The organism is Vibrio bivalvicida (assembly GCF_001399455.2).
Taxonomy (GTDB): Bacteria; Pseudomonadota; Gammaproteobacteria; order Enterobacterales; family Vibrionaceae; genus Vibrio; species Vibrio bivalvicida.
Genome location: NZ_LLEI02000021.1, coordinates 573,030 through 595,639 on the forward strand (window position 1 = coordinate 573,030; position 22,610 = coordinate 595,639).

The 22,610-nt window shown below is 44.0% G+C and carries 19 protein-coding genes; 7 read left to right on the top strand and 12 right to left on the bottom strand.

The window, feature by feature from the left end:
* The 4 genes from APB76_RS07820 to APB76_RS07835 form a co-directional block, all read right to left on the bottom strand.
* Nucleotides 1-648, bottom strand: coding sequence for a response regulator transcription factor (locus tag APB76_RS07820; protein ID WP_054962143.1), 648 nt, complete (start codon nt 646-648; stop codon nt 1-3).
* A complete protein-coding gene (locus APB76_RS07825) occupies nt 645-2,027 on the bottom strand; it encodes an ATP-binding protein (protein ID WP_054962144.1) in 1,383 nt (460 codons plus the stop codon). The genes APB76_RS07820 and APB76_RS07825 overlap by 4 nt, the downstream gene beginning before the upstream one ends.
* A 171-nt stretch (nt 2,028-2,198) precedes the next feature.
* Nucleotides 2,199-3,794, bottom strand: coding sequence for a BCCT family transporter (locus APB76_RS07830; RefSeq protein ID WP_054962145.1), 1,596 nt, complete (start codon nt 3,792-3,794; stop codon nt 2,199-2,201).
* 208 nt (nt 3,795-4,002) lie between these two features.
* Entirely contained in the window at nt 4,003-5,946 is a 1,944-nt protein-coding gene (locus APB76_RS07835; RefSeq protein ID WP_064429692.1) for a hybrid sensor histidine kinase/response regulator, read from the bottom strand.
* 98 nt (nt 5,947-6,044) lie between these two features.
* On the opposite strand from APB76_RS07835, the gene APB76_RS07840 reads away from it, so the two are divergent.
* From APB76_RS07840 to APB76_RS23090, 4 genes are all read left to right on the top strand, one after another.
* Nucleotides 6,045-6,806, top strand: coding sequence for a substrate-binding periplasmic protein (locus tag APB76_RS07840; protein ID WP_054962146.1), 762 nt, complete (start codon nt 6,045-6,047; stop codon nt 6,804-6,806).
* A gap of 48 nt (nt 6,807-6,854) precedes the next feature.
* Entirely contained in the window at nt 6,855-7,790 is a 936-nt protein-coding gene (locus APB76_RS07845) for an endonuclease/exonuclease/phosphatase family protein (RefSeq protein ID WP_054962147.1), read from the top strand.
* Nucleotides 7,791-7,862: 72 nt separating this feature from the next.
* Nucleotides 7,863-8,231 (top strand): VOC family protein, encoded by a 369-nt coding sequence (locus tag APB76_RS07850; RefSeq protein ID WP_049846003.1) that lies wholly within the window; start codon nt 7,863-7,865, stop codon nt 8,229-8,231.
* A gap of 76 nt (nt 8,232-8,307) precedes the next feature.
* On the top strand, nt 8,308-8,454 hold the full coding sequence (locus APB76_RS23090) for a hypothetical protein (RefSeq protein ID WP_054962148.1): 147 nt from the start codon (nt 8,308-8,310) through the stop codon (nt 8,452-8,454).
* A 54-nt stretch (nt 8,455-8,508) separates the two neighbouring features.
* Here APB76_RS23090 and APB76_RS07855 read toward each other — a convergent pair whose 3' ends face one another.
* From APB76_RS07855 to APB76_RS07875, 5 genes are all read right to left on the bottom strand, one after another.
* On the bottom strand, nt 8,509-9,909 hold the full coding sequence (locus APB76_RS07855; RefSeq protein ID WP_054962149.1) for a class II fumarate hydratase: 1,401 nt from the start codon (nt 9,907-9,909) through the stop codon (nt 8,509-8,511).
* Between the two features lie 17 nt (nt 9,910-9,926).
* Nucleotides 9,927-10,307, bottom strand: a complete 381-nt coding sequence (locus tag APB76_RS07860; protein ID WP_054962150.1) for a hypothetical protein — start codon at nt 10,305-10,307, stop codon at nt 9,927-9,929.
* Between the two features lie 171 nt (nt 10,308-10,478).
* Nucleotides 10,479-11,336: a glutathione-dependent disulfide-bond oxidoreductase gene (gene yghU / locus APB76_RS07865; RefSeq protein ID WP_054962151.1), complete on the bottom strand. Its 858-nt coding sequence runs from the start codon at nt 11,334-11,336 to the stop codon at nt 10,479-10,481.
* Nucleotides 11,337-11,500: 164 nt separating this feature from the next.
* Nucleotides 11,501-12,151: an HAD family hydrolase gene (locus APB76_RS07870; protein ID WP_049846008.1), complete on the bottom strand. Its 651-nt coding sequence runs from the start codon at nt 12,149-12,151 to the stop codon at nt 11,501-11,503.
* A gap of 152 nt (nt 12,152-12,303) precedes the next feature.
* A complete protein-coding gene (locus APB76_RS07875) occupies nt 12,304-13,701 on the bottom strand; it encodes an alpha-amylase family protein (protein ID WP_054962152.1) in 1,398 nt (465 codons plus the stop codon).
* 264 nt (nt 13,702-13,965) lie between these two features.
* Between APB76_RS07875 and APB76_RS07880 the strand changes: the two genes are divergently transcribed.
* The 3 genes from APB76_RS07880 (at nt 13,966) to APB76_RS07890 (ending at nt 18,255) form a co-directional block, all read left to right on the top strand.
* A complete protein-coding gene (locus tag APB76_RS07880) occupies nt 13,966-15,624 on the top strand; it encodes an ABC transporter substrate-binding protein (protein ID WP_054962153.1) in 1,659 nt (552 codons plus the stop codon).
* 153 nt (nt 15,625-15,777) lie between these two features.
* Nucleotides 15,778-17,241, top strand: coding sequence for a hypothetical protein (locus APB76_RS07885; RefSeq protein WP_054962154.1), 1,464 nt, complete (start codon nt 15,778-15,780; stop codon nt 17,239-17,241).
* 129 nt (nt 17,242-17,370) lie between these two features.
* Nucleotides 17,371-18,255, top strand: a complete 885-nt coding sequence (locus APB76_RS07890) for an NAD(P)-dependent oxidoreductase (protein ID WP_330220427.1) — start codon at nt 17,371-17,373, stop codon at nt 18,253-18,255.
* Nucleotides 18,256-18,492: 237 nt separating this feature from the next.
* On the opposite strand, the gene katG is transcribed toward APB76_RS07890, so the two are convergent.
* The 3 genes from katG to APB76_RS07905 form a co-directional block, all read right to left on the bottom strand.
* Nucleotides 18,493-20,670 (bottom strand): catalase/peroxidase HPI, encoded by a 2,178-nt coding sequence (gene katG / locus APB76_RS07895; protein WP_054962156.1) that lies wholly within the window; start codon nt 20,668-20,670, stop codon nt 18,493-18,495.
* Between the two features lie 267 nt (nt 20,671-20,937).
* A complete protein-coding gene (locus tag APB76_RS07900) occupies nt 20,938-21,555 on the bottom strand; it encodes a glutathione S-transferase family protein (RefSeq protein ID WP_054962157.1) in 618 nt (205 codons plus the stop codon).
* Between the two features lie 9 nt (nt 21,556-21,564).
* Complete coding sequence (locus APB76_RS07905; protein WP_054962158.1) at nt 21,565-22,596, bottom strand: NADP-dependent oxidoreductase; 1,032 nt, start codon at nt 22,594-22,596, stop codon at nt 21,565-21,567.
* Nucleotides 22,597-22,610 lie beyond the last annotated feature (14 nt).

The window sequence follows — 22,610 nt, forward strand, 5'->3', positions numbered from 1 at the left end:
TCATGAGTCTGCCACCAAACGATAGCCAATGCCGCGGTGAGTTTCTATCGCTAGGCACGGGATTGCATTGCGTAAGCGAAGAATGTGGTTGTCTACCGTACGAGTGGTTGGGAACGCTTGATACCCCCAAATTTTATTGAGCAACTCTTCGCGGTGGAACACGCGGCCTTGATTTTGTACCAAGAGTACCAGAAGTTGGAATTCTTTGGGTTTCAAATTAATTGGCGTCCCGTCATTGTGAATCACTCTTGTTGAAACATCTATTGATAGGGTTTTGTAATTGATGGCACTAGACCCTAGTGGCCGCAGATGAGTGACAATTCTTGCCAATAACTCCTCCTGAGCAAAAGGTTTGGTCATATAGTCTTTTGCACCGCTCATCAATCCTTCGACTCGCTGCTCTACCTCGACTTTAGCCGTTAAGACGATCACTGGTAGCGCTTTTGTTTGTAGCCAGTTAGGTAGGTGCCGAAGGCTATCACCATCTTGAAGTTGTCTGTCTAATACAACAAGATCGGCGCTAAACCAATGCTTGTTGGCTTCTTTTGCACTGGTGACCCAAGTGCATTGGTAACCATTTGATTGCAATAAGGTTTTAACTCCTTGCCCAAGGAGGTGATCGTCTTCAACTAGCAGAATCGAGTTCATAGAGGAAGCTCCAAAGTAATACGAGTTGGTCGTGTTTGCACAATGAGTTTTCCACCAATATGCGTCATCAGGTGACGGACTAAACCTAAACCAATGCCCATATTGCGTTCATTTTCTTTTTGTTTTGTTTTCCATTTATACCAACGAGGCGGAAACTGACCACAATCCGAGACGGTGACATTCAGCTTTCCATTGATTGAAACATCAACCTTTATCGGGGGGATTCCGTGTTGTTTGGCGTTAATGATTAGGTTGTTTAAACAGATACTGAGCCAATAAAAGGGCAGCTTGAGTGATTGGTCTCGGTCTAAGTTGAAGCCGACATTGTGCTCAGAGCAGATGTGTTCTAACCAGTCACTGACGTATGCTTCTTGATACATTATATCAGTATCCTTTTCAGAGCTAAGGTAGCCTTTGCTGGCTTGGGTCAGTTGAGTTAATCGCTGATAATCCTCTAGCAGTCTCCACATCGCTTGCTGAGCGTTGTCGTTGAGTTCATCAAACTCATGCTTAAACATATCAACCGTCATTCCAAGGCTAGTAATTGGTGTGCGGAGTTCATGTGTTAACAACTGCAATACAAAACGCTTATGACGATGTTGTTGACGTTTCAAGTAAAGGGTTCGAGCTAGGATCAAAGCCAGCAAGAGAGAGAGTGCAGAAGATGTAACAACCACTAGATTCGTGCTTGGTTTATATTTGGCAATGCAAAGATTGTTGTAGCGGAAATCACACTGCTGCGCATTGATTGTTAGATTTAGGTCTTGTGCTATCGGTTGCCAAATCTTGTTTGGAATCCGTTTCCATCCTAACTCTCCATTTAGCCACAAAGCGTCGGGCTCTAGCCACGCTCGATAGCCATTGAGCAAAGAGTCCCTGCCCGTATCAGACAACTGAGAAAATACCTTACGTAATGGGTGTGCAGGATTATCACCAGAAAGCAGAGTTGCTATATTGGTGTTGATTGGGTGGTCATCTGTTGGCTTAAAGTATCGGTCAGCGAAACTACCACCCGCTGGATGAAGCTTTTGGTTCTCTCCAAACCAAGCGTTTGGGATAACCTCGCTTTTGCAGAGAAGAAGTTCAAACTCAATAGCTGTTTCTAGTATCGGGCTATAATGCGTTGGTCGCTCGCACCTCTGTTTGGTTCGCGCAACTTTTTCAAGATCTTGCCAAGAGTATCGCTCGAAATTAGGGTACTGGGCGTCTGAAACAAGCAGTTCATGTGAATACTGAGCAAGTTGCTTTTGTGACAATGTCACGCTTAGCGTTGACCAACTGCGCTGGTAAAATTGCTGCCAGGCTTGCTGCGTGGAAGAGGCAAAGGTTTGGGTTGCAAACAAGCAAAGGATGAGAGCAGTAAAAGAGCGAAAGATCATCTAAAACGCATTTATGATTGAGTGAGTCACATTTCAATGGTAGCGACTTTTGAGCCAGAATTGTAACCTCAATGTCAACAAATGCGTTTCAAAGGTTCTTTAAGGGCAAGCGTGGCCTTGTATATCAAACAGAATAGGTGGTCTGTAAACATAACTGACCACCTTTAAGCGCTACAAAATACCCTGTTTACGCGCCATTTGATTGGCAATGTTTGGTGCATTCCATAAGCATGGCAGCAGGATGAATGAAACCGGGACTGCTGTAATTACAATAAATGACTGTAGAGCTGAGATACCACCTGAACCAATCGATATCAGCGTAATGGCGACGACGCCCATTGCCACCCCCCAGAAGACGCGCATAGTCGAATTTGGCTCAGTTGAACCAGTAATGACGACACTAATGGTATAAGTCATTGAATCACCAGTAGTGACGATAAAGGTAGTGGTTAGAATCAAAAATAGTAGTGAAATGATCAGTGGAAATGGCAACTGAGCAGTAATGGCAAGCAAAACAGCAGGCAGATTGAAACCTTCAAAAGCACCGGAAATAAGGCCAGGGCTGGCGAGTTCGAAAGCTAAACCACTGCCACCAACAATGCTGAACCAAAAACAGGTGATCAGTGGAGCGGCAATACTGATTGAAAGCACGAGTTGTCGAATTGTTCGACCACGAGATATTCTAGCAATGAAGATCGCCATCATTGGCCCGTAGCCAATAAACCAGCCCCAGAAGAACACAGTCCATCCACTCAGCCACTCCGTATCTTCGCGAAATAGTGCCATTGGAAAGAAGTTGTCGACCATCTTGCCGATGCCTTGCATATACCCATCAACGATAAAGCTTGTTGGACCAAAAATTAGCAGGTAACCAATAAGAGCAAGCGACAACAAAATATTGTAGCGACTAACAATTTGGATGCCTTTACTTACTCCACTCAGAGCCGATAGGGTGTAAGCGGCAATGGCGAATACGATGACAATTGTTTGAGTAGTAAAATTGTCTGGCACATCAAAAAGAACATTGAGAGCATAGCTGATCTGTAATCCAAGGAAGCCAATTGGCCCAATAGTTCCTGCTGCGACAGCAATTACGCTGGTAGCATCTGCAACGTGACCAATCCAGCCATTGATCGCTTTGTTACCAAAGATAGGGTAAAGCAAGGTACGCGGCTTTAATGGCAGGCCTTTATCGTAATGTAAATGCATCAGGACGATAGAAGACAAGCAACCTAAGATCGCCCAAGCAAGAAATCCCCAGTGCATAAAAGATTGGGACAAGGCGTTAATCGCCATTGAGTGAAGAGAGGTTTCACCATAGATTGGAGGTGGTGAAACGAAATGAGCAATAGGTTCAGCAGCAGCCCAGAAAACCCCTCCACCTGCAAGTAGAGTACATAAAACGATAGAAAGCCATTTGAATGTCTCGAGTTCTGGGCTAGCGACTCCACCAAGTCGGACACAGCCTGTTCTACCCAGTGCGATAACCAGACCAATGATAAAGTTGAGTAACAGCAGAACTTGCCAAAACGCTCCAAAATACTGGGTAGATGACGAAAACCCGATATTAACCCACTCAGACAGCAATGTGGTGTCGAATAGAGCGAGAGCAACAAAGAAAGCAAGAAAGCTTCCACTTAGTAGAAATACGGGGTTATTCAGTTCAAATTTATCAAAGGTGGAGGATAAGCGTGTGCGATGATTTGTAGCAGTTTCATTTGAACCTTGGCTTAAGGGACATGGGAGTGACTGCGTCAGGTTAGGCATTAATAAGTTCGCTATTTTGTCGCCAATAAGTTCAACTGGCTATTGCATTTCCCTCACTCCATTTCGCAAGAATTGTGAGGTGTGTCAAAAAGCGGCGTATGCTAACACAGTTATTTATAAAAAGCGCAACCTTTCTCCAGTGAGGGTGGCCATTACCATCACCTTTGCAGAAAGAACCAACTTGATAAGTTGGGTAAGGCAAATATAACTATGTTCCTTGATCGTTGCGCTTATTAAGAGAACCACTCAGCGCCACCTTATCTTTTAGCCAAGGCAACTGGTCATGTAGGGTGCTACTTATTTGCTCAGGTTGAACGGGCTTAGATAAAAAATCGTTCATGCCTGCTTCGTAGCACTGCTCTCTGTGCTCTTTCATAACGTTTGCGGTTATGGCGATAATCGGTACGGTTTTGGTCCAACCGTTGCGGTCTCGGAGAGTTTTTGTTGCCTCGTATCCGTCCATTATCGGCATATGGCAATCCATTAAAATGGCATCAAATGTTTGCTGTTCACATAGGTCGATTGCCTCTTTACCATTACTGGCAATCACGGCTTCAATACCGAGTAGGTTAAGCATTCCTTTAATTATTTGCTGGTTAACGCGAGTATCTTCGACAATAAGTACTGATACGCCTTGGCTTACTTTCTGATGTACAACTAATTCGGGGGTATTTGGTGGTTTGGGCTTGAAGTTGATTAGATTTTGCTGAACAGGTATAGGTTGAGTTTGAACTGATGTTGTCGTAGCACGACTGACATGGAGTGGTATAGCAAAATAAAAACTACTACCAAGACCCAGTTCACTGATTACTTTTAGCTCGCCACCCATCATTTCGACTATTTTTTGGCTAATAGCGAGGCCTAGCCCTGTTCCTCCATACTGGCGAGTAGTGCTGCCATCGGCTTGCTGAAATTTTTCGAAGATGGCTTCGAGTTTGTCTTTGTGGATCCCGATACCAGAGTCTTTGACTTCAATATATAACAGCTTGGCTTCTTCACTGATAGATGTGGTGACTTTTAACTCTACAAACCCTTGTTCGGTAAATTTTAGTGCGTTACCGACTAGGTTATTGAGTACTTGTTTAAGCCTTGCAGGATCCCCATCGACGCAATCTGGCAATCCAGAGTCTATGTTACATCGATATGTCAGCTCTTTTTGAGTTGCACGTAAATTGAACTCGTTGGAGAGTTGCTGAAGTAACTCGTTGATATTGTACTGGGTGTTATCAAGTTCAAAATGACCGGCTTCTATTTTAGAAAAATCGAGGACCTCGTTGATGATATCGAGCAAGGTATCCGAAGAAGATAAAAGAATATTAATATAGTTCTTTTGAGTCTCGTTTAATTCGGTACTCTTAAGCAAGGCTGCAATACCGACAATACCATTCATAGGAGTGCGAATTTCGTGGCTCATATTGGCGAGAAACTCGCTTTTTTTAACATTGGCAACTTCTGCTTTTTGTTTGGAATCTAAAAGCTGACTGTAATTGACTTCAAGCTGTTCGATACACTGATTATATTTGCTGCGTAGAGTGGTTAATTCATCATTAAACGGTCTCGTCGTATTTGCAATCTTAGGTGGTGTTGCGCCGTTTGAAAAATCTGACATGGTGCTAGAGATCTCTCTTATCGGTTTTATAATTAGTTTAATGACTAGCATAAGTAAACTGGTAACTATGACACTAGTTTGAAGCAGTGTGACCCCTAGTAAGAACATAAAATCTTTCCACAGCTTGGCATGAATTGGAGCTAAGTCTGTTTCTACTACGAGTGAACCAAGGTCAAACTGCTTTTCTCCGAGTGAATGGGTCAATGGCCATTGCCTAGAGAGCTTTTGTGAGCCTTCAATGTCGCCTAATGAGATCAAAGTAGAGGCGCTGTCCTCGATGATGACAGAGTCGATATGGGGAAGCTGAAAAATGCCTTGGGCTTGGGTCTCAAGCAAAGCGGTATCGACCACCCACAGGCTAGAATTGAGACTACTTAGGTAACTATGTTCAACTTCAGAGAACTTCTGCTCAAGAGATTTTAATTCGCCCTGGTAACCCAAATAAAAGTTAACGCTTGCAATCGCGACAGCAAGCACACTGCTGATCAGCAACGTAGCGACAACCAACTGTTTAGTAATGCTTAAGCTTCTAGAATGGCTCACATTTTTTCCTTTTATGTGCAAGGTTTCCTATAAATAGCCTAGTATTACAACAATGAATTTGCGTACGAATTTGTGAAAAATAATTAACGGAGGTAAGGATGCCCAAGTTTTACCATTTGCTATTGTGTGTGATTGGCGTTTTATTCACTAGTCAGTCTTACTCTGGGGAAAAAGTAAACTACTACGTTATTGCTAACCAAGCTCAGCCATTTCAGATTGAACGTAATGGAGAGCAACACTCCGGGATTGTGTCAGATATTGTGGCTGAAATTTTTACTGATAGTCGTTACGATTTGGTTTATCACACTTACCCATTTAATCGCATGATTTCTATCTTAGAAGCAGGAGGAACAGAAAACTGGATTACTTACGGTAGCCCGAAGTGGGGGAAAGTGCAGTCAGAGAACTTATCAGACTTGCCAATATATACGGTGCGTCATGCCTTAGTCACTAGCCAAATTACGCCTTTTATTTACCAAGATATTTCTTCATTGGGGAGTAAAGGGATGGTGCTACTGCTTGGGTTCGATTATCCGGAATTAATGCCGTATATAAAGCAAGGAAAGATGGAAGAGATACGCGTTAAAGATTATCAGGCAGCGTTCAGTATTTTAAAGCGTTTACCTGAAGATACGGTTTTTGTCGAAATGGAATCTCGTGTGAAATATCATCTTGGCCGTCTTGGTCTGCCTCGTTACGAATATAGGATTGATGGTTTTAGTGATGTGATCCCTGATTACCCGATCCATCTTGCATTTTCATCGTCTATAGATCCTGCTATACAGAAATTCATTAATCGCAGGCTAGCTGAAATAGCGGAAGATGGAACGTTGGAAGAAATAGTCAACCGCTACATATAATCGATTTTTAACCCATACTTTTACAGTCTGTGTAGTGAGGAATAAGCATTGTTAAAGCGAGGGTTATTTTGGCTGATAGTATTTTGCCCTACCTTATTCTGGCTAGGGCTTTCTTTCTATGAGTCTACATGGTGGATTGAAAACCTAGTTGCTTTTCCAGCGATTTTCTTGGTTACCTACTGGATTATGTTCGGCATATTGCTTAGTTGTAAGCAATGGGCGGCAGCGCTTGTCTGTCTGATCTCGTCTGGAGTGTTTTATTTGCTGACACCAAATTCGACTCGAATCCTAACCGCCAATTGTGTAAACCCCATTACAGTGACGCAATTCAATCTCTATTACGACAATGATAACGTAAACGGATTCATCAACTATTTGCTCGTCAATTCAAGTGATTTAGTAATTTTGCAGGAAGTTGCACCGGAAATAGGCGACAAACTTAGAATGCTTGATGACGTCTATCCCTTTTATTATGGTGGTCAAGAGGGGATTGGCTATCCATCAAGTCAGATGGTACTAAGTCGGTCTCCACTCAAAGAAATGTCTGTTTTCATGACACCTGATGAACAAGCGATTATTCGTGGAACATGGCACCCCAATAAGCATATTGATATCACTCTTATGGTTGCTCATCCGACTTCACCAAGGACGAAGGAACTGTGGTATCGACGTAATGCAATTATTCGCACTATTGAGTCGTTAAACCAGCTTTATCCTAGTGACGAGGTGCTGGTTGTTGGAGATTTTAACCTCTCATCTGTGAGTCTTCGATTTAGCAAGATGTTTCCTAGTTTTCAAACCGCCCCTGTAGCGAGCTGGCCAAACTGGGCGAATCAGTTTCAAACTCCTGATTTTACGATGATTGCAATTGACCATTTATGGTTAAAATCGAGTCAAAGTGGTAGAAGAATCTGTGAGCGTAGAAGTATAGAAAAACCAAATGGCTCCGATCACAAGATAGTTGTGACGAAAATTGGTTATTGATATCGATTCTCACTTGCAAACAGGGTATCCTTGCTCATCTAGTTGATTTTGCCGAGAGAAAGGAAGCTCACCATGAGTAATTTAGCTATCACAGAAATTAAATCGTTTGTTCCAAGTAAGGACTTCAACGAATCTCAACGATTTTATCAAGCACTGGGTTTTGAAGTAGCCTCTGTATTTGGTGATGTCGCTTACTTAAGGCGCGAAAGCCACGCGTTTTTACTGCAAAACTACTACAATGTTGAGCATGCAGAAAACACCATGATGCACATACTGGTTGAGGATGCGAACAGTTGGTTTAGCCATGTCAAAGCCTCGCAGATAGAGCAAAACTTTAGTTGTAAGGTGACTAACTTGATCGAACAGCCTTGGGGGATGCTAGAGTTCTGCGTGATTGATCCATCTGGCGTGTTGTGGAGAATTGCGCAAAATATTCGTTAAATCTATATCAGTTGAAGTCGAGTAGAGCTAGCTATAGAATTGCCGCTCCTTTCATATCTCATTTGTTTGAGGACTTATGAGCAGTGCACAAGTTGCGGCGTCATTCTCGCAAGCAGCCGTTTCACCTAAGCGTGAAGTGATGCTAAGAGAGTTTTTGGCGTTAGCAAAAATGGCATCGGCGATTGCCTTACCATTATTGCTGTTGTCTCTGGCTTGGATTTAGTCCAGAGCACACAACACAAGGATGTGTGCTTTCTGGTTTGACCTACCAAATACGTTATTCAGCGACACCGCCTTTAGTGAGCTTAGTTGGGTTCAACAAACGCTCTAGTGTTGCACGATCTAAATCAGTTTCACGTTCAGCAACATCAATAATCGCTTCACCTTCTTTGTAGGCCTTCTTCGCAATCTCCGCTGCTTTCAGGTAGCCAATCACTGGGTTTAATGCTGTCACCAGAATTGGATTTTTTGCCAGTGCTACTTCGAGGTTGTCTCCACGAACTTTAAATGTTGCGATTGCTTTATCTGCCAGTGCTGTTGCGCTGTTTGCTAGTAAATCAATACTTTCAAGTACGTTATGGGCAATAACTGGTAGCATAACATTTAATTGAAAATTACCTGATTGGCCAGCAACCGTGATTGTTGTGTCATTACCGATAACTTGTGCTGCTGCCATGGCTGCCGCCTCTGGAATTACAGGGTTCACTTTTCCCGGCATGATAGATGAACCAGGCTGAAGGCCTTGAAGTTCGATTTCCCCCAAACCTGCCAGTGGGCCAGAGTTCATCCAACGTAAATCGTTGGCTATCTTCATTGTGGCTACCGCAGCAGTTTTTAACTGACCTGAAAGCGCGACAATTGCATCTTGGCAGCTTAGGTTATAAAAGAAGTTCTCGCTCGAAGTAAAATCAATACGTGTTGCTTGCGCTAGATTGTCTGCAAACTTAGTCGCGAATCTAGGGTCTGCGTTAATACCCGTACCAACAGCCGTACCACCTTGCGCTAAGGCTTTGACTGCAATCAGAGATTGTTCAATGCCCGTTTTTGCTTGTTCGATTTGGAATTGCCAGCCACCTAGTTCTTGGTCGAAAGTAATTGGCATCGCATCCATCAAGTGTGTGCGGCCAGTTTTTACACTCTCGCCAACTTCAGCTCGTTTATCGCTTAGCACTTTAGATAGATGGTTTAACGCTGGGATAAGCTGCGTTTGTATGGCTAATACGGAGCTAATTTGTATCGCTGTTGGGACAACGTCATTACTGCTTTGACCCATGTTAACGTGGTCGTTAGGATTCACATCACCGCCAAGTAGCTGTGAGGCGAGGGTCGCGATCACTTCGTTTGCGTTCATGTTTGAGCTCGTGCCAGACCCTGTTTGATAGACATCAATTGGGAAATGTTCTAGATGCCGTCCGTCTATGATGGCTTGTGCGGCATCACCAATGGCCTGGGCGATATCACCTTCCAACAGCCCAAGCTGCGCATTGGTAAGGGCGGCAGTTTGTTTAATGTAGGCGAGAGCTTTAATAAAGCCTTCTGGCATTGCATGTTTGCTGAAATGAAAGTTATCAACCGCTCGTTGTGTTTGTGCTTGATAGAGAGCATTAAGAGGGACTTTTACCTCTCCCATACTGTCTTTCTCGGTACGAAATTCTTGTGCAGTAGGGCGTTGAGTCATTGTTAGGTCCTTTTGAATTAGTCTAATGGCGCTTGTATGCGCTGTAGTTGTTGTTTTAGGTGCAAAAACTGAACATCACCATCTTCCCATTGATAGTAGTAGCGCTTTAGGCACATCAATGGGGTATGGATAGAGTCTAGGCAGACTCGACGAAAAATTCGGCTGCGTAATGGATCTTGAATCGCATCAAGCAGGTGAAAATAGAGTTGGCGCAGGAAAAGCTCACACAGAAGTGGATTTTCGTTGTCGGCTCCAGACTCGTATTGAGACGCCAGCAACATGCCCCAATGTATGTAGTCGTGAATGACATCAGGTTCAAATCCACATTGAGTATAACGATCAAGAAATCGATCCTGAGATTTGTAGAATGCGTTATAAAGCAATTGTTGATTATCCATATGCACCTCAGTTTAATGTAATGATAATTATTATCAATTAAATTTTTCGAATCAACCCTTTGTTTTGTGGTGGATTTCGATTGTGAGGGGTTGGGCTCAATTCTTTGTGGTCAAAAAAATAAAAGCCCTGCTAAATGTTTAGCAGGGCTTTGAGAGATCTATTAGATAGGACTAAGCTTTTAATGCCATTACTTTATCGATATCTTCAGCACTGTGGCGCTCAGGAACTTGCTCCCAATCCTCACCCCAAGCTCGGTTAACAATACGACCGCGTTGCACAGCTTGTCGAGCTTCAATTTGCTCTGCCCAGCGTTTCAAGTTTTTGTAGCTATCAACATCTAGGAATTCTGCAGCATCATAGGTTTTACCTAGCACTAGGTTGCCATACCAAGGCCAGATAGCAATATCGGCGATACTGTACTCTTCACCCGCGATGAAAGTGTTGTTTGCCAGCTGTTTGTCGAGAACATCTAACTGGCGTTTTGTTTCCATTGCAAAGCGATTGATCGGGTATTCGAACTTCTCCGGCGCGTAGGCGTAGAAGTGACCAAATCCACCACCAAGGTAAGGGGCAGAACCCTGAAGCCAAAACAACCAGTTCATGACTTGAGTTTTTGCAGTAACTTCACTTGGCAGGAAGTGGCCGAATTTCTCTGCAAGGTAAAGCAGAATATTGCCTGACTCAAAAACATTAATCGGAGTATCGCCTGATTGGTCAACTAATGCAGGAATTTTTGAGTTTGGGTTTATCTCAACGAAGCCGGAACCAAACTGGTCGCCTTCGCCAATATTAATTAAGTATGCGTCGTACTCGGCTTCCTTCACGCCGAGTGCAAGCAATTCTTCGAGCATGATTGTGACTTTCTGACCATTTGGAGTACCCATTGAATGGAGCTGGAGAGGGTGCTGACCAACAGGTAACGTTTTTTCGTGACGGGCACCAGAATCAGGACGATTGATGCTTGCCCATTGGCCGCCATTCTCGTCGTCTATTTTCCAGACTTTGGGTGGTACGTATTGGTTTGTCATTGTTATTCCTTATTCAGATTGTTATCCGGCAATACTAAAGGTTGGGATATATCGAACGGATAAAAAGCCCACATGGAGCTTTTTATTAGAACAACTGGTTATTGAAGGTTGGCAAAGGATATAAGCAATGACTAAAATGCCAATTCTATTGAACCCAACAGCAATCAGCGATTTGCTTTCAAGTAGGTTAGCACATCCGATAAAGAGGGTAAGATTTGGTGTCCAAGTGCCTTTACTTCTTCGCACGGTTCGACAAGGTCTGGGATCTGGAAACTTGTCATGTGGGCGGCCACGGCACTGCGAATGCCGTTATTTGAGTCTTCAAATGCAAGACACTGATCTGCGTGGACATTCAGTCGCTGCGCAGCAAGCAAGTAAATTTCTGGATCAGGTTTACCGTGCGCAACTTCACAGCCACAGGTTAGGCAATCAAAGTATTTCGACAACCCAGCTAGTTCAAGTTTAACTGTTGCAACCTCGCGATGGGTAGAGGTTGCCACTGCGGTTGGGACTTTATTCTTTTTGAGCCAATCTAATAATTCGATCACTCCGTCTTTAACGGGAATTGCTTGGTGTTTCACAATTGCATCGTAGTCTTTTCGCCATTCTGCGTGAAGTCGGTCTAGGTCCTTACCGTAGGCTTGGCGAAGGATCGTGTCGATGCCAGCTGAGTTTCGACCAATGATCGATAGATACACGTCTTCATAGAAAGGGAGATTGACCTTTTCACATGCTTGTTTAAAAACACGCATACACACGCGCTCTGTGTCGAGTAGTAGGCCATCCATATCAAAGATGGCAGCTTGAAAGTTCATAGGTACGGCTTAATCCATAACAGTGTGGTCGAACATTCTGGCACACAAATAATTATAGTAAAAGCGATAGGTTAGGGGAGTAGCGAGAGTGAACTTGTTAGATAATGTGCAAAAGACCTAAGCACAATTAGGCCTTTTGCACGGCAGTTAAATTACAGCTTCCACATTCTCGCCGTACGGGCAGGTATAGTGAATTGATGGTAGCGCGAGTTCACAGTCGTTGTGTCTGAACTCAATGTATCTTTATAAGGCATGTTCCAGTTAAACTCATGTTGGTAGGTATCCACAGTAACGGATTTGCTTTCACCACATTTGTTAATGCCAACCACCCCTTCTTTGCCACGTTTAAACAGCAAAGTACATTGGTCGCTTTGCAGCATGGTCATTGGCTTACCTTGCATAGCGTTGTGGAACTTCAGCATGTTTACCATATTTGAGTCGTTCCAGACATTTGCCCAACGGCCATTATCTTTATCTTCACTGTCGGGTAGCTCATCGCTGTAAATAAGTGGTGTACCCCCGTCTTTACCGAGAATATAGGCGTAGGCGAGTTTCTCGTCTGTAGGGTCCATAATCTGATAGCGGAAACCATCATTGGTTGGAATATCATGAGTGATAGTGAAAGTAATCGCGCGTGCATCTTCCAACGCTTGTCCATACGCTTGTGGATCATGTAACTGATTTAGACCACCACCAAATGAGAACGCACCACGAATTGAAGCGAAAAGTGGGAAGTCGTATGCAGCATGGTTGGTATTGTTTAGGTAAGGCGCCAAAAATGCTTCGTAGCCAGAGTCACCTTTCCCTCCACTGGTAATTACTTCACCAAATACATGCATTCCTGACGTAACATCGGAAGAGAAGATTTGATCGATTTGATACTGGCTCATATGCTTAACAGCATCGATTCGAAAGCCTTTGATTCCCATGGCTTTAAGGGCTTTTAGGTAACTCTTTTGTTGGGCTACAACCCAGTTGTTTGGATCAAGATCAGGTAGACCTGTGTCACCATTTTCACCGCATAAGCGCCAGTACTGAACGTGACCTGGATCATTCCAATTCGTTATACAGCCTGCAGGGTGAAAATCTGATGAAGAGAATAGGTTTTGACTTAAGTCGCCAAACAATTTTTGGTTAACGTAGTAGCTCGCACGAGTAGAGTAATCGCTGAGTACTTCGGTACCTGGGTAGTTAAGATCACTGCGTTTCCATGACTCATTCGCCATGTGGTTGAGTACCACATCAGCATAAACGTCGACACCTTGAGCTCTTAATGCTGCAATCATGGCCTCTAGGTCCTGTTTATTACCTAACGGTGAGTCGATAACACGTAAATCTTGAGGTTGGTAGCGTGCCCACCATTGAGTTCCACTTGACTTCATAGCAGGTGAAATCAACACTTTCTTATACCCGTTGGCAGCGATTTGCTGGGCATTGCTAGTAACGTCTTGATACTTCCAGTTGAAAGCGTGGAGTATAGTATCGGCACTGGCAGCTTGTGAAACACTGAGTGCGGCTGTGACAGCGAATAATGATGTTATTTTTTTCATAGGGTTTTCTCGTTATTGGTATTCATAATGATGATATTTTTGTCGCTCACTATTTGTAGCGTTTAAATGTAAACCCGGAATTCTGCTCACGCTCTGTAGGGGTGAAATTTATAAAATACTTACTAAGGTATCATTTATGAGTAGGCGAAAAGTACCAATGCAATTTCAGTTTTCTATGCTAGTGATTGGCAAAACGAATGTTATATGTTTTCATGCAGCCTGCAATATTATGCAATTGAATTTACAAAACTTATTGGATAACCATTGAGCGACGCAAACTTACGTAGACTACAGCAGCTACTACTAAAATATGAACCGGAAAAGGTTTACCATTTGGCGATCGAAGAGTTAGAGGTAGCTTTCTCGACTTCGCGACGAAACACGTCAAATATTATTAAAAGCTTGTCTGATGAAGGCTGGATTTGCTGGGTACCTTCGAAAGGCAGAGGTAATCTGAGTCAGTTACAAATTAAGGTGACCCTATGTGGTGTGCTAGAGAAGCTATTCGTTGCAGAGCTTGAGCAGGGCCGTTTTTCCAATATTACTCGAATGATGGAGCTTTTCGGCGAAACCGCCGTTAAAGCGCTTACCTTAGCTACAGAAAAGCAAAACCAGCTTAATGAGGAGTGCGGAAACTTACTAATAACCCAATACCCCTGGGTTGATAGGCTTCAACCTGCCAGTACATATAGATTGGCGGAGCTACAAATACTGCGCAGTATATACAACACATTGCTAGAACAGGATCCAGAAGGGAAAGTTCAAGCTGGACTAGCTCACTGCTGGCAAGTTGAGGGACGGTTTATCCATCTTTGGCTAAGGCCTGAAGTTATATGTCACAATGGCAAGCGCTTGGAAGTGACGCAAGTTATGGATTGTTTAAATCAGTTGATGCTGATTGACGGGCCAGTTAAATACCTACTTGAACAAGTTTGCGACATCAAAGTGGTTAGTCGGAACCAACTTACAATTGAGCTCTATCAAGCGAATCCGTTTTTTCTATACATACTATGTCTTCCGCATACTTCGATATACGGGGAAGACAAGATAGAGTTTGCTAGTGGACTAAGCGTAAATGTTGGAACTGGGCCGTTTTTCGTTAAAGAGTGGGATAGCGAGCGCTTGGTTTTAAAAAGGCATAATAAGTATTACGGCCATAGTGCACTGCTTGATCAAATTACTCTGACTGAAGCTTCTGAGTTAAACGATTACAATTTGAGTTTTAATCATAAAGAAGGTGTGGTGGAAGAGAGTATGATCAATGCTCTTTCTTACTTAGCGATCAATTATCGAAATGACGCAGAAATTACGCAAGCTACCATTAAAAAGCTTCTTGATTATGTGCAGAGTCAACGAAAGAATTTTGACTCCGATTTAGTCGTTGATGATCTAAGTTTTTCGCAACATAAGCACAAGATAATGCAGGCTGTGCCTCCTTGCTTAGAAGGGCATCTAGTAATCACAAAGCCTAAACTAACGATTCCGTTGTTAAAGAAAACGGTCGCTTGGTTGAAAGATGTAATTGAGAAAACGGGCGTCACAGTGGATATAAAAACACTTGAAAACATCAGTGACCCTGGTGCGATGAGAGATCAAGCTGATATCTTGTTCATCGAGGAAATTATCGAGCAACCTCAAGAGTTTGGGCTATATGATTGGCTACTTGCCTCATCAGGTCTGCGGTTTATTTACGATGATGAAGCGATGCAAAAACACTGTGAAACCGTTCAACAGGCAGTAAGTCACCAAAACCCATACCAAGCTTTGAAAGAAATTGAGCAATCTTTATACCGCCACCAACAGTTATTGCCACTATTTCATGGTAAAGAAAAAGTTACCTGTAGTGTGGAAGTTCAAGGCGTTGAAATAAGCAAAGGTGGGTACAGCGACTTCTACAATCTTTGGATTAATAAAAATACTTGATAGAAAACATGCACTATCCCTCCTAATTCCTTTCATGTTTTTTCTTGTTGAAGGTAGTTAATATCAGACTCGCGTTCATTACTGCCATGACGCCACGCGCCATTCCCCCAATGGCGCGTTTTTTGTCTCTCATTGTAATTCAGGATTTTTGTCATGAATCTAAAACTTATTGCTGTAGTTTCACTCTCTGCCGGCGTTGTCGCGTGTGGGGGAGGTGGTGATGGTGGCTCATCAACCCCAACTACTGCGACGCAAACTCGCAGTATTAAGGGTGTCGCAATCGACGGTTACATTTCTGGTGCAACAGCATTTATCGATCTTAACTACAACGGAATACTGGATTCTGGAGAGCCTAGCGCAATCACGAATAAAGAGGGTAGTTATAGCCTCTCGTTGGCTGGTGCTAATTCTGATTGTATCGATTTTGCACCAATTGTGGTTAATGTGCCTGTAGGTGCGATTGATGCAGATAACCCGAACACACCGATTACAGAACCGTATAAACTGGTTTTTCCTCCTGCGATGACTCTGAGCAGTGAGCATGAAATTAAGTCGACGACTCCATTGACTACTGTGCTATGGAATCAAATTCAAGAAGACTTACATAAAGGCGGAATTACGAGCTGTACGCAATTGAAATCCGCAGTAAACACGCAAGACAAAGTTATTCAAAATGTGAAGCAGCTTGATCAACGTATTGCTCAGCGATACAACATTGCGGTGGATAAAATATACGGCGATTTCATTAAGGAAAAGGATGATACGGTTTATCAGCTTGCCCAAAAAATGATGCCAGCGATTAAGAAGTCGTATAGCGATACTAAATCAATTCAAGCCGTAAATGCTGGAGCGCATCAAGCTTATGTTGATTACTATTGGAAATACTGGGATGACGTGAAGAAGCAACAAGTAGACAAGTGGTACAAAGTTATAACTGTTATGACGGATACAAAACTTGTTCACAAAGAATATGAGGTTTCTGAAGATTTACAAACCGAACTTTTGCTGACTAGACAAACTGAACGAAATACCCAGCATAAAGATGGTTTAGATTATTCCAAGAATGCGACGATTTGGGTTCGTGACGATAAAACCTATACTTGTGATATTCAAGAGTCCCTTGATCAGGTTGTACGACCTGATGCATTAACGACATACAGTTTAACTAACAGCTCGTACACCCAAGAACCCGACTGGGCGAGTTGTGCGAGTAAAAGTGTTGGGGCCGGGTATGCTCAAACTCTGACCGCAAGGGTTGCTAACAACTATAGAGATGGTTTCACTGTTGCAGATTCTCATTTCAAGTATGAGAACGGCAAAGTACCTTATACAGACTTGGTTAACGTAGAAAACAAGGTTGTTGGATTTAATCGTAGTACCTTGGATCGTTTGAACCATCTGACTACAGACTTTAATGATAGCTCTACATTTGATTCAGACTCATGGTGGAGAGCTAAACACCAGCAGATAGCAGTAACACCATTTAAATACAATACTATAAGCATTACAAAATATTCGGATGGTCGGTGGACGAAGAATACACATTATCACAATGGCACATCATCAAACGAATGTTCAAAGGATCAGGGTTCGTCTTGGACGACAAACTGTAGTTAATCGCTTTACCTTCACGAAGCCCCAAGTTGGGGCTTTTTCTTTATCTGTCGATAATCTTTTCGGGTTTCTAGTGAACTATAGCAACAATGTTTAGTAGACTGTTCGCCTAATGATAAAAATCAAAAGGAGATAGGGATGAGTCAGCAAAAAGTAGCCTTTGTGGGTCTAGGTGTGATGGGCTATCCAATGGCTGGTTTTTTAAGTAAAGCAGGCTATGAAACTAAGGTATTCAATCGTACTAAAGCCAAAGCAGAGCAATGGGCTAATGATTACCAAGGCACTGCGTGTGAGACGCCAAAACAAGCCGCACAGGATTGTGACATTGTATTCGTCTGCGTGGGTAACGATGATGACGTGCGCAGTGTTATCTACGGCGAAGATGGGGTATTTGCAGGTCTAAAGCAAGGCGCAGTGTTAGTTGACCACACGACGACGTCCGCTGAATTAGCGGTAGAGCTCGCAAAAGCGGCTCAAACCAATGGCAACCACTTTATTGATGCACCAGTGTCTGGCGGCCAAGCAGGGGCTGAAAATGGGGTACTAACCATCATGTGTGGTGGTGAACAGGCTATATTTGATCAAGTTGCACCAGTCATGGATGTTTATGCTAAACAGATGACGTTACTCGGGGAAAATGGTCAAGGCCAGCGCTGTAAAATGGTTAACCAGATTTGTATCGGTGGCATCTTGCAAGGTTTAAGTGAAGCGCTGTTACTTGCGCAGAAGTCAGGTTTAGATATTGAGCAAGTCGTTGAAACATTAAAGCATGGTGCGGCAGGCTCGTGGCAGATGGAAAATCGCGCCGTGACAATGTCACAAGATAAGTTTGATTTTGGCTTTGCGATTGATTGGATGCGTAAAGACTTGGGCTTCTGTCTTAAAGAAGCAGAGCGCGTTGGAGTAGAGCTACCTTTAACTAAAAAGGTGGACGAACAATACGCCGAACTGCAGCAAGATGGCTTCGGGCGTATGGATACGTCGGTACTGATGAAAGCGGTAGCGAAACATCAGTAATAGATGAATAGTTCTTTGGTATCAAACAACTTAAAGAAATCGAAGCCTTTCATAACCAACTCTCCTCACTGGTAACACTTACTTTATAGATTATGAGGCGTTATATGCGCCTCATTTCTTAATTTTGGTTACATCATTAAAACTAGTGCAACTTGGGCGATTTTTCCAAGCGATTAACCGCTTTCAACAATCCGTTTATGCCTCCACTGCTCCTTGGAGAGAGTGGAGGCGCGTCAGTTACTGTTTTAAATCAAAGCGATCTGCATTCATGACCTTAGTCCATACTTTGACAAAGTCTTGAACAAACTTCTCTTTGCTATCGTCTTGTGCGTAAACCTCAGCGTAAGCTCGCAGGATTGAGTTAGAACCAAAGACTAAGTCAACGCGAGTTGCAGTCCATTTTTGTTCGCCGTTTGTACGTTCGATGATTGAGTACGAATTACGACCTGTTGGCTTCCACGTATAACGCATATCCGTCAAGTTGACGAAGAAGTCGTTAGTGAGTGCGCCAATATTATCCGTGAATACACCATGTTGAGTGCCTGAATGGTTTGTGCCGAGTACTCGCATACCACCGATTAGTACCGTCATTTCAGGTGCGGTTAGGCCTAGCAATTGAGCATGGTCTAGCATCAGTTCTTCTGGGCTGACGGCGTAGTGTTTCTTCTGCCAGTTTCGGAAGCCGTCAGCCACAGGCTCAAGTACCTCAAATGTTTCGATATCGATTTGTTCTGCTGTTGCGTCACCACGTCCTGGAGCAAAAGGAACCGACACTTCAGTACCCGCAGCTTTCGCCGCTTGCTCAATACCAACATTACCCGCTAAAACAATGGTATCTGCGACGCTAATACCGAATTCGTTCGCAATGCCTTCTACTATCGGCAACACTTTAGCCAACTTCTCGGGCTCGTTGCCTTGCCATTGGCTTAGAGGTGCAAGGCGAATACGTGCGCCGTTAGCACCGCCACGTTTATCGGAATTGCGGAAAGTGCGTGCGCTATCCCATGCAGTAGAGACCATCTCACTGATGCTTAAGCCACTTTGAGCGATTTTGGCTTTCACTGCCGCAACGTCATAGTCACTTTTTCCTACTGGAACAGGGTCTTGCCAGATTAACTCTTCAGCTGGAACGTCTGGGCCAAAGTAGCGAGATTTTGGTCCCATATCGCGGTGAGTCAACTTGAACCATGCACGGGCAAAGGCTTGTGAGAAGTACTCAGGGTCATTATAGAAACGCTCGGAGATTTTACGATAGTCAGGATCAAATCGTAGCGCCATATCCGCGTCAGTCATGATCGGGTTATGACGAATACTTGGATCTTCTACATCGACTGGCTTATCGTGCTCTTCAATATGGGTTGGCTCCCATTGCCAAGCGCCCGCAGGGCTCTTTTGTAGCCACCAATCGTAATTCAGCAGCAAGTGGAAGTAGCCATTGTCCCATTGTGTAGGATTGGTTGTCCAAGCGCCCTCGATACCACTTGTCACTGTGTCGCGACCGACACCGCGAGAGGTATGGTTGTTCCATCCTAAGCCTTGCTCTTCTAATTCTGCGCGCTCAGGCTCCGCGCCTAGTTTTGACGCATCGCCGTTACCGTGTGCTTTTCCGACTGTATGTCCACCCGCTGTAAGGGCAACGGTTTCTTCATCATTCATTCCCATACGTGCAAAAGTAACGCGCATGTCTTGGGCTGTTTTAAGTGGATCTGGGTTGCCGTCGACACCTTCAGGGTTGACGTAGATAAGCCCCATCATCACTGCTGCTAGCGGGTTCTCTAGATCGCGCTCACCAGAATAACGACTGTTATCTGAATCGCTGGTGGCTAGCCACTCTTGCTCCGCTCCCCAGTAGATGTCCTTCTCCGGATGCCAGATGTCCTCACGACCGAAGGCAAAACCGAATGTCTCTAATCCCATTGACTCATAGGCCATATTGCCCGCTAGAATCATAAGGTCGGCCCAGCTGATTTTGTTGCCATATTTTTGTTTGATTGGCCAAAGTAGGCGGCGAGCTTTATCAAGGTTACCGTTATCTGGCCAAGAGTTAAGAGGAGCAAAACGCTGATTGCCTGTATCCGCGCCGCCGCGACCATCACCAATACGATACGTACCTGCAGAGTGCCATGCCATACGAATCATCAAGCCGCCGTAGTGTCCCCAGTCCGCGGGCCACCAATCTTGGCTGTCCGTCATCAAGGCTTTTAGATCGTTTTTAAGCGCGTCTACATCCAGCTTTTTTAGTTGCTCTCGATAGTTAAAATCAGCGCCCAATGGATTAGTTTTTTGGTCGTGTTGATGAAGGATGTCGAGGTTAAGCGCATTTGGCCACCAAGCGACATTGGATGAATTTGAAGAGGTTGCGCCGCCGTGCATTACTGGGCATTGACCACCATTGTTGCTATTTTTGTGTTCCATGATTTTGCTCCTTAGTGTCGCGTACTTTCAACTGTCTGGTTGATTCTTGTTTTGTCGGTGACAGTCGAATTGTTCATGTTTAACAAGTCTTGCAGGACTGTTTATCTACGACAGAGAATAGTTGGCAGGGGCTTAGATATAAAACTGATTGTAGCTATGTTATCGATAGATAATTTCTATCTTGAGGGATGCTAAGAGGAAAAATAGAACATAAAAGGCCGGGTAATAGGCTGCCAAACTGAGTTTGGCAGCTTGAAAGCGAACAGGTTATGAGAACTTGAGTTCTAGCTGCTGCGCTTTTTGCCATGTTTCATGGCTAGCAAGTTGCTCTGCATAGTTCGTGATATTGGGATAGCGCTCTAGCAAACCAAAGTTGGTGAGAATATCGACGATGAAAGACATCATAATGTCGGCACCAGTGAGCTTGTCAGCAACCAGATAGCGCTTGCCTTCAAGTCGTTGATCAACATAACTCATCACTTTATCCAGCTCGATTGCCGCGTAATCAGGTAAAAAGTTCATCGAAGCGCCATCTTTCTCAACGAAAACTTTTAGTAATAGCGGCAGAGCAGCGGAGCTTTCCGCAAAGTGAAGCCACTGCAAATAATCTAAGTGATCGTCGGTCCCCCTTGCAGGAGCCAGTGTATCCGCCGCGTATTTGTCAATCAGATACTCTGTGATAGCACCAGACTCAGTGATCACTCTCCCCGTTTCTTCAATAACCGGAGATTTCCCTAGTGGGTGAATGGACTTGAGCTCAGGTGGTGCTAGAAATGTCACACTATCACGACGATAAGGAACGATTTCATAGTCTACGCCTAGCTCTTCAAGCAACCAGATAATACGCTTGGAACGAGATTGATTTAAATGGTGTAACTTAATCATGTTAGTTCCTTATAGTGCGTCGTTGGTCTTGATAACCAGTTTGCCAAAATTCTTACCTTCTAATAGGCCGATAAATGCTTCAGGAGCCTTATCAAAGCCTTCTACGAGGTGCTCACGGTAATGAATTTTTCCTTCGGCAAGCCATTGGCCCATATCTGCTGCAAACTCTCCGTAGCGGTGCCCATAGTCGTCAAAAATAATGAAACCCTGCATTTTGATTCGTTTGATCAAAAGCTGAGCCATCAGCATCGACATTCTGTCTGGACCTTCAGGCAAAGAAGTAGCATTGTACTGAGAGATAAGGCCACACAGAGGAACACGAGCACCTGTGTTGAGTAGCGGCATAACAGCGTCGAACACCTTGCCACCCACGTTCTCAAAATAGATATCGATGCCTTGATCACACGCCGCTGCTAATTGCTGTTCAAAGTCATCTGCTTTGTGATCGAGACAAAGATCAAAACCCAATTTTTCGACTGCGTAGCGGCACTTTTCTTCACCACCAGCCACACCGATAACGCGGCAGCCTTTTAGTTTACCAATTTGACCAACCATAGAGCCCACAGCCCCCGTGGCCGCAGCGACAACAAGAGTGTCACCTGCTTTAGGCTGGCCAATATCAAGCAGTCCCATGTAAGCGGTAAAACCAGGCATCCCCATTACGCCAAGCGCATAAGATGGGTGAGCAGGATTTTTGCCCATTTTAATCAGCCCTTCACCGTCTGAGATACCGTAGTCTTGCCAACCAGTAAAGGCTAATACCCATTCACCAACTTCGTAATCTGGATGATTTGAAGCTTCAACTTGGCAAACGGTCCCTCCCACCATCACTTCATCTAGGGCAACAGGATCAGCGTAGGATTTAGCATCGCTCATACGACCACGCATATAGGGATCCAGAGATAGATAGACGCTACGAAGTAACATTTCGCCTTGCTGTGGTACTGGCTTCTCTGACTCTTCTAGGCGGAAGTTTTCAGCTACAGGGGCACCTGTAGGGCGAGAGGCGAGTACAATACGTCGGTTTACGTTATTAGTCATTGAGTGATTTTCCT

Coding starts and splice junctions, on each gene's coding strand:
- APB76_RS07885 (WP_054962154.1), top strand. CDS start 15,778: ATGAATCTAAAACTTATTGCTGTAGTTTCACTCTCTGCCGGCGTTGTC.
- APB76_RS07870 (WP_049846008.1), bottom strand. CDS start 12,151: ATGAACTTTCAAGCTGCCATCTTTGATATGGATGGCCTACTACTCGAC.
- APB76_RS07820 (WP_054962143.1), bottom strand. CDS start 648: ATGAACTCGATTCTGCTAGTTGAAGACGATCACCTCCTTGGGCAAGGA.
- APB76_RS07825 (WP_054962144.1), bottom strand. CDS start 2,027: ATGATCTTTCGCTCTTTTACTGCTCTCATCCTTTGCTTGTTTGCAACC.
- APB76_RS07850 (WP_049846003.1), top strand. CDS start 7,863: ATGAGTAATTTAGCTATCACAGAAATTAAATCGTTTGTTCCAAGTAAG.
- APB76_RS07905 (WP_054962158.1), bottom strand. CDS start 22,596: ATGACTAATAACGTAAACCGACGTATTGTACTCGCCTCTCGCCCTACA.
- yghU (WP_054962151.1), bottom strand. CDS start 11,336: ATGACAAACCAATACGTACCACCCAAAGTCTGGAAAATAGACGACGAG.
- APB76_RS07840 (WP_054962146.1), top strand. CDS start 6,045: ATGCCCAAGTTTTACCATTTGCTATTGTGTGTGATTGGCGTTTTATTC.
- APB76_RS07900 (WP_054962157.1), bottom strand. CDS start 21,555: ATGATTAAGTTACACCATTTAAATCAATCTCGTTCCAAGCGTATTATC.
- APB76_RS23090 (WP_054962148.1), top strand. CDS start 8,308: ATGAGCAGTGCACAAGTTGCGGCGTCATTCTCGCAAGCAGCCGTTTCA.
- katG (WP_054962156.1), bottom strand. CDS start 20,670: ATGGAACACAAAAATAGCAACAATGGTGGTCAATGCCCAGTAATGCAC.
- APB76_RS07860 (WP_054962150.1), bottom strand. CDS start 10,307: ATGGATAATCAACAATTGCTTTATAACGCATTCTACAAATCTCAGGAT.
- APB76_RS07855 (WP_054962149.1), bottom strand. CDS start 9,909: ATGACTCAACGCCCTACTGCACAAGAATTTCGTACCGAGAAAGACAGT.
- APB76_RS07830 (WP_054962145.1), bottom strand. CDS start 3,794: ATGCCTAACCTGACGCAGTCACTCCCATGTCCCTTAAGCCAAGGTTCA.
- APB76_RS07875 (WP_054962152.1), bottom strand. CDS start 13,701: ATGAAAAAAATAACATCATTATTCGCTGTCACAGCCGCACTCAGTGTT.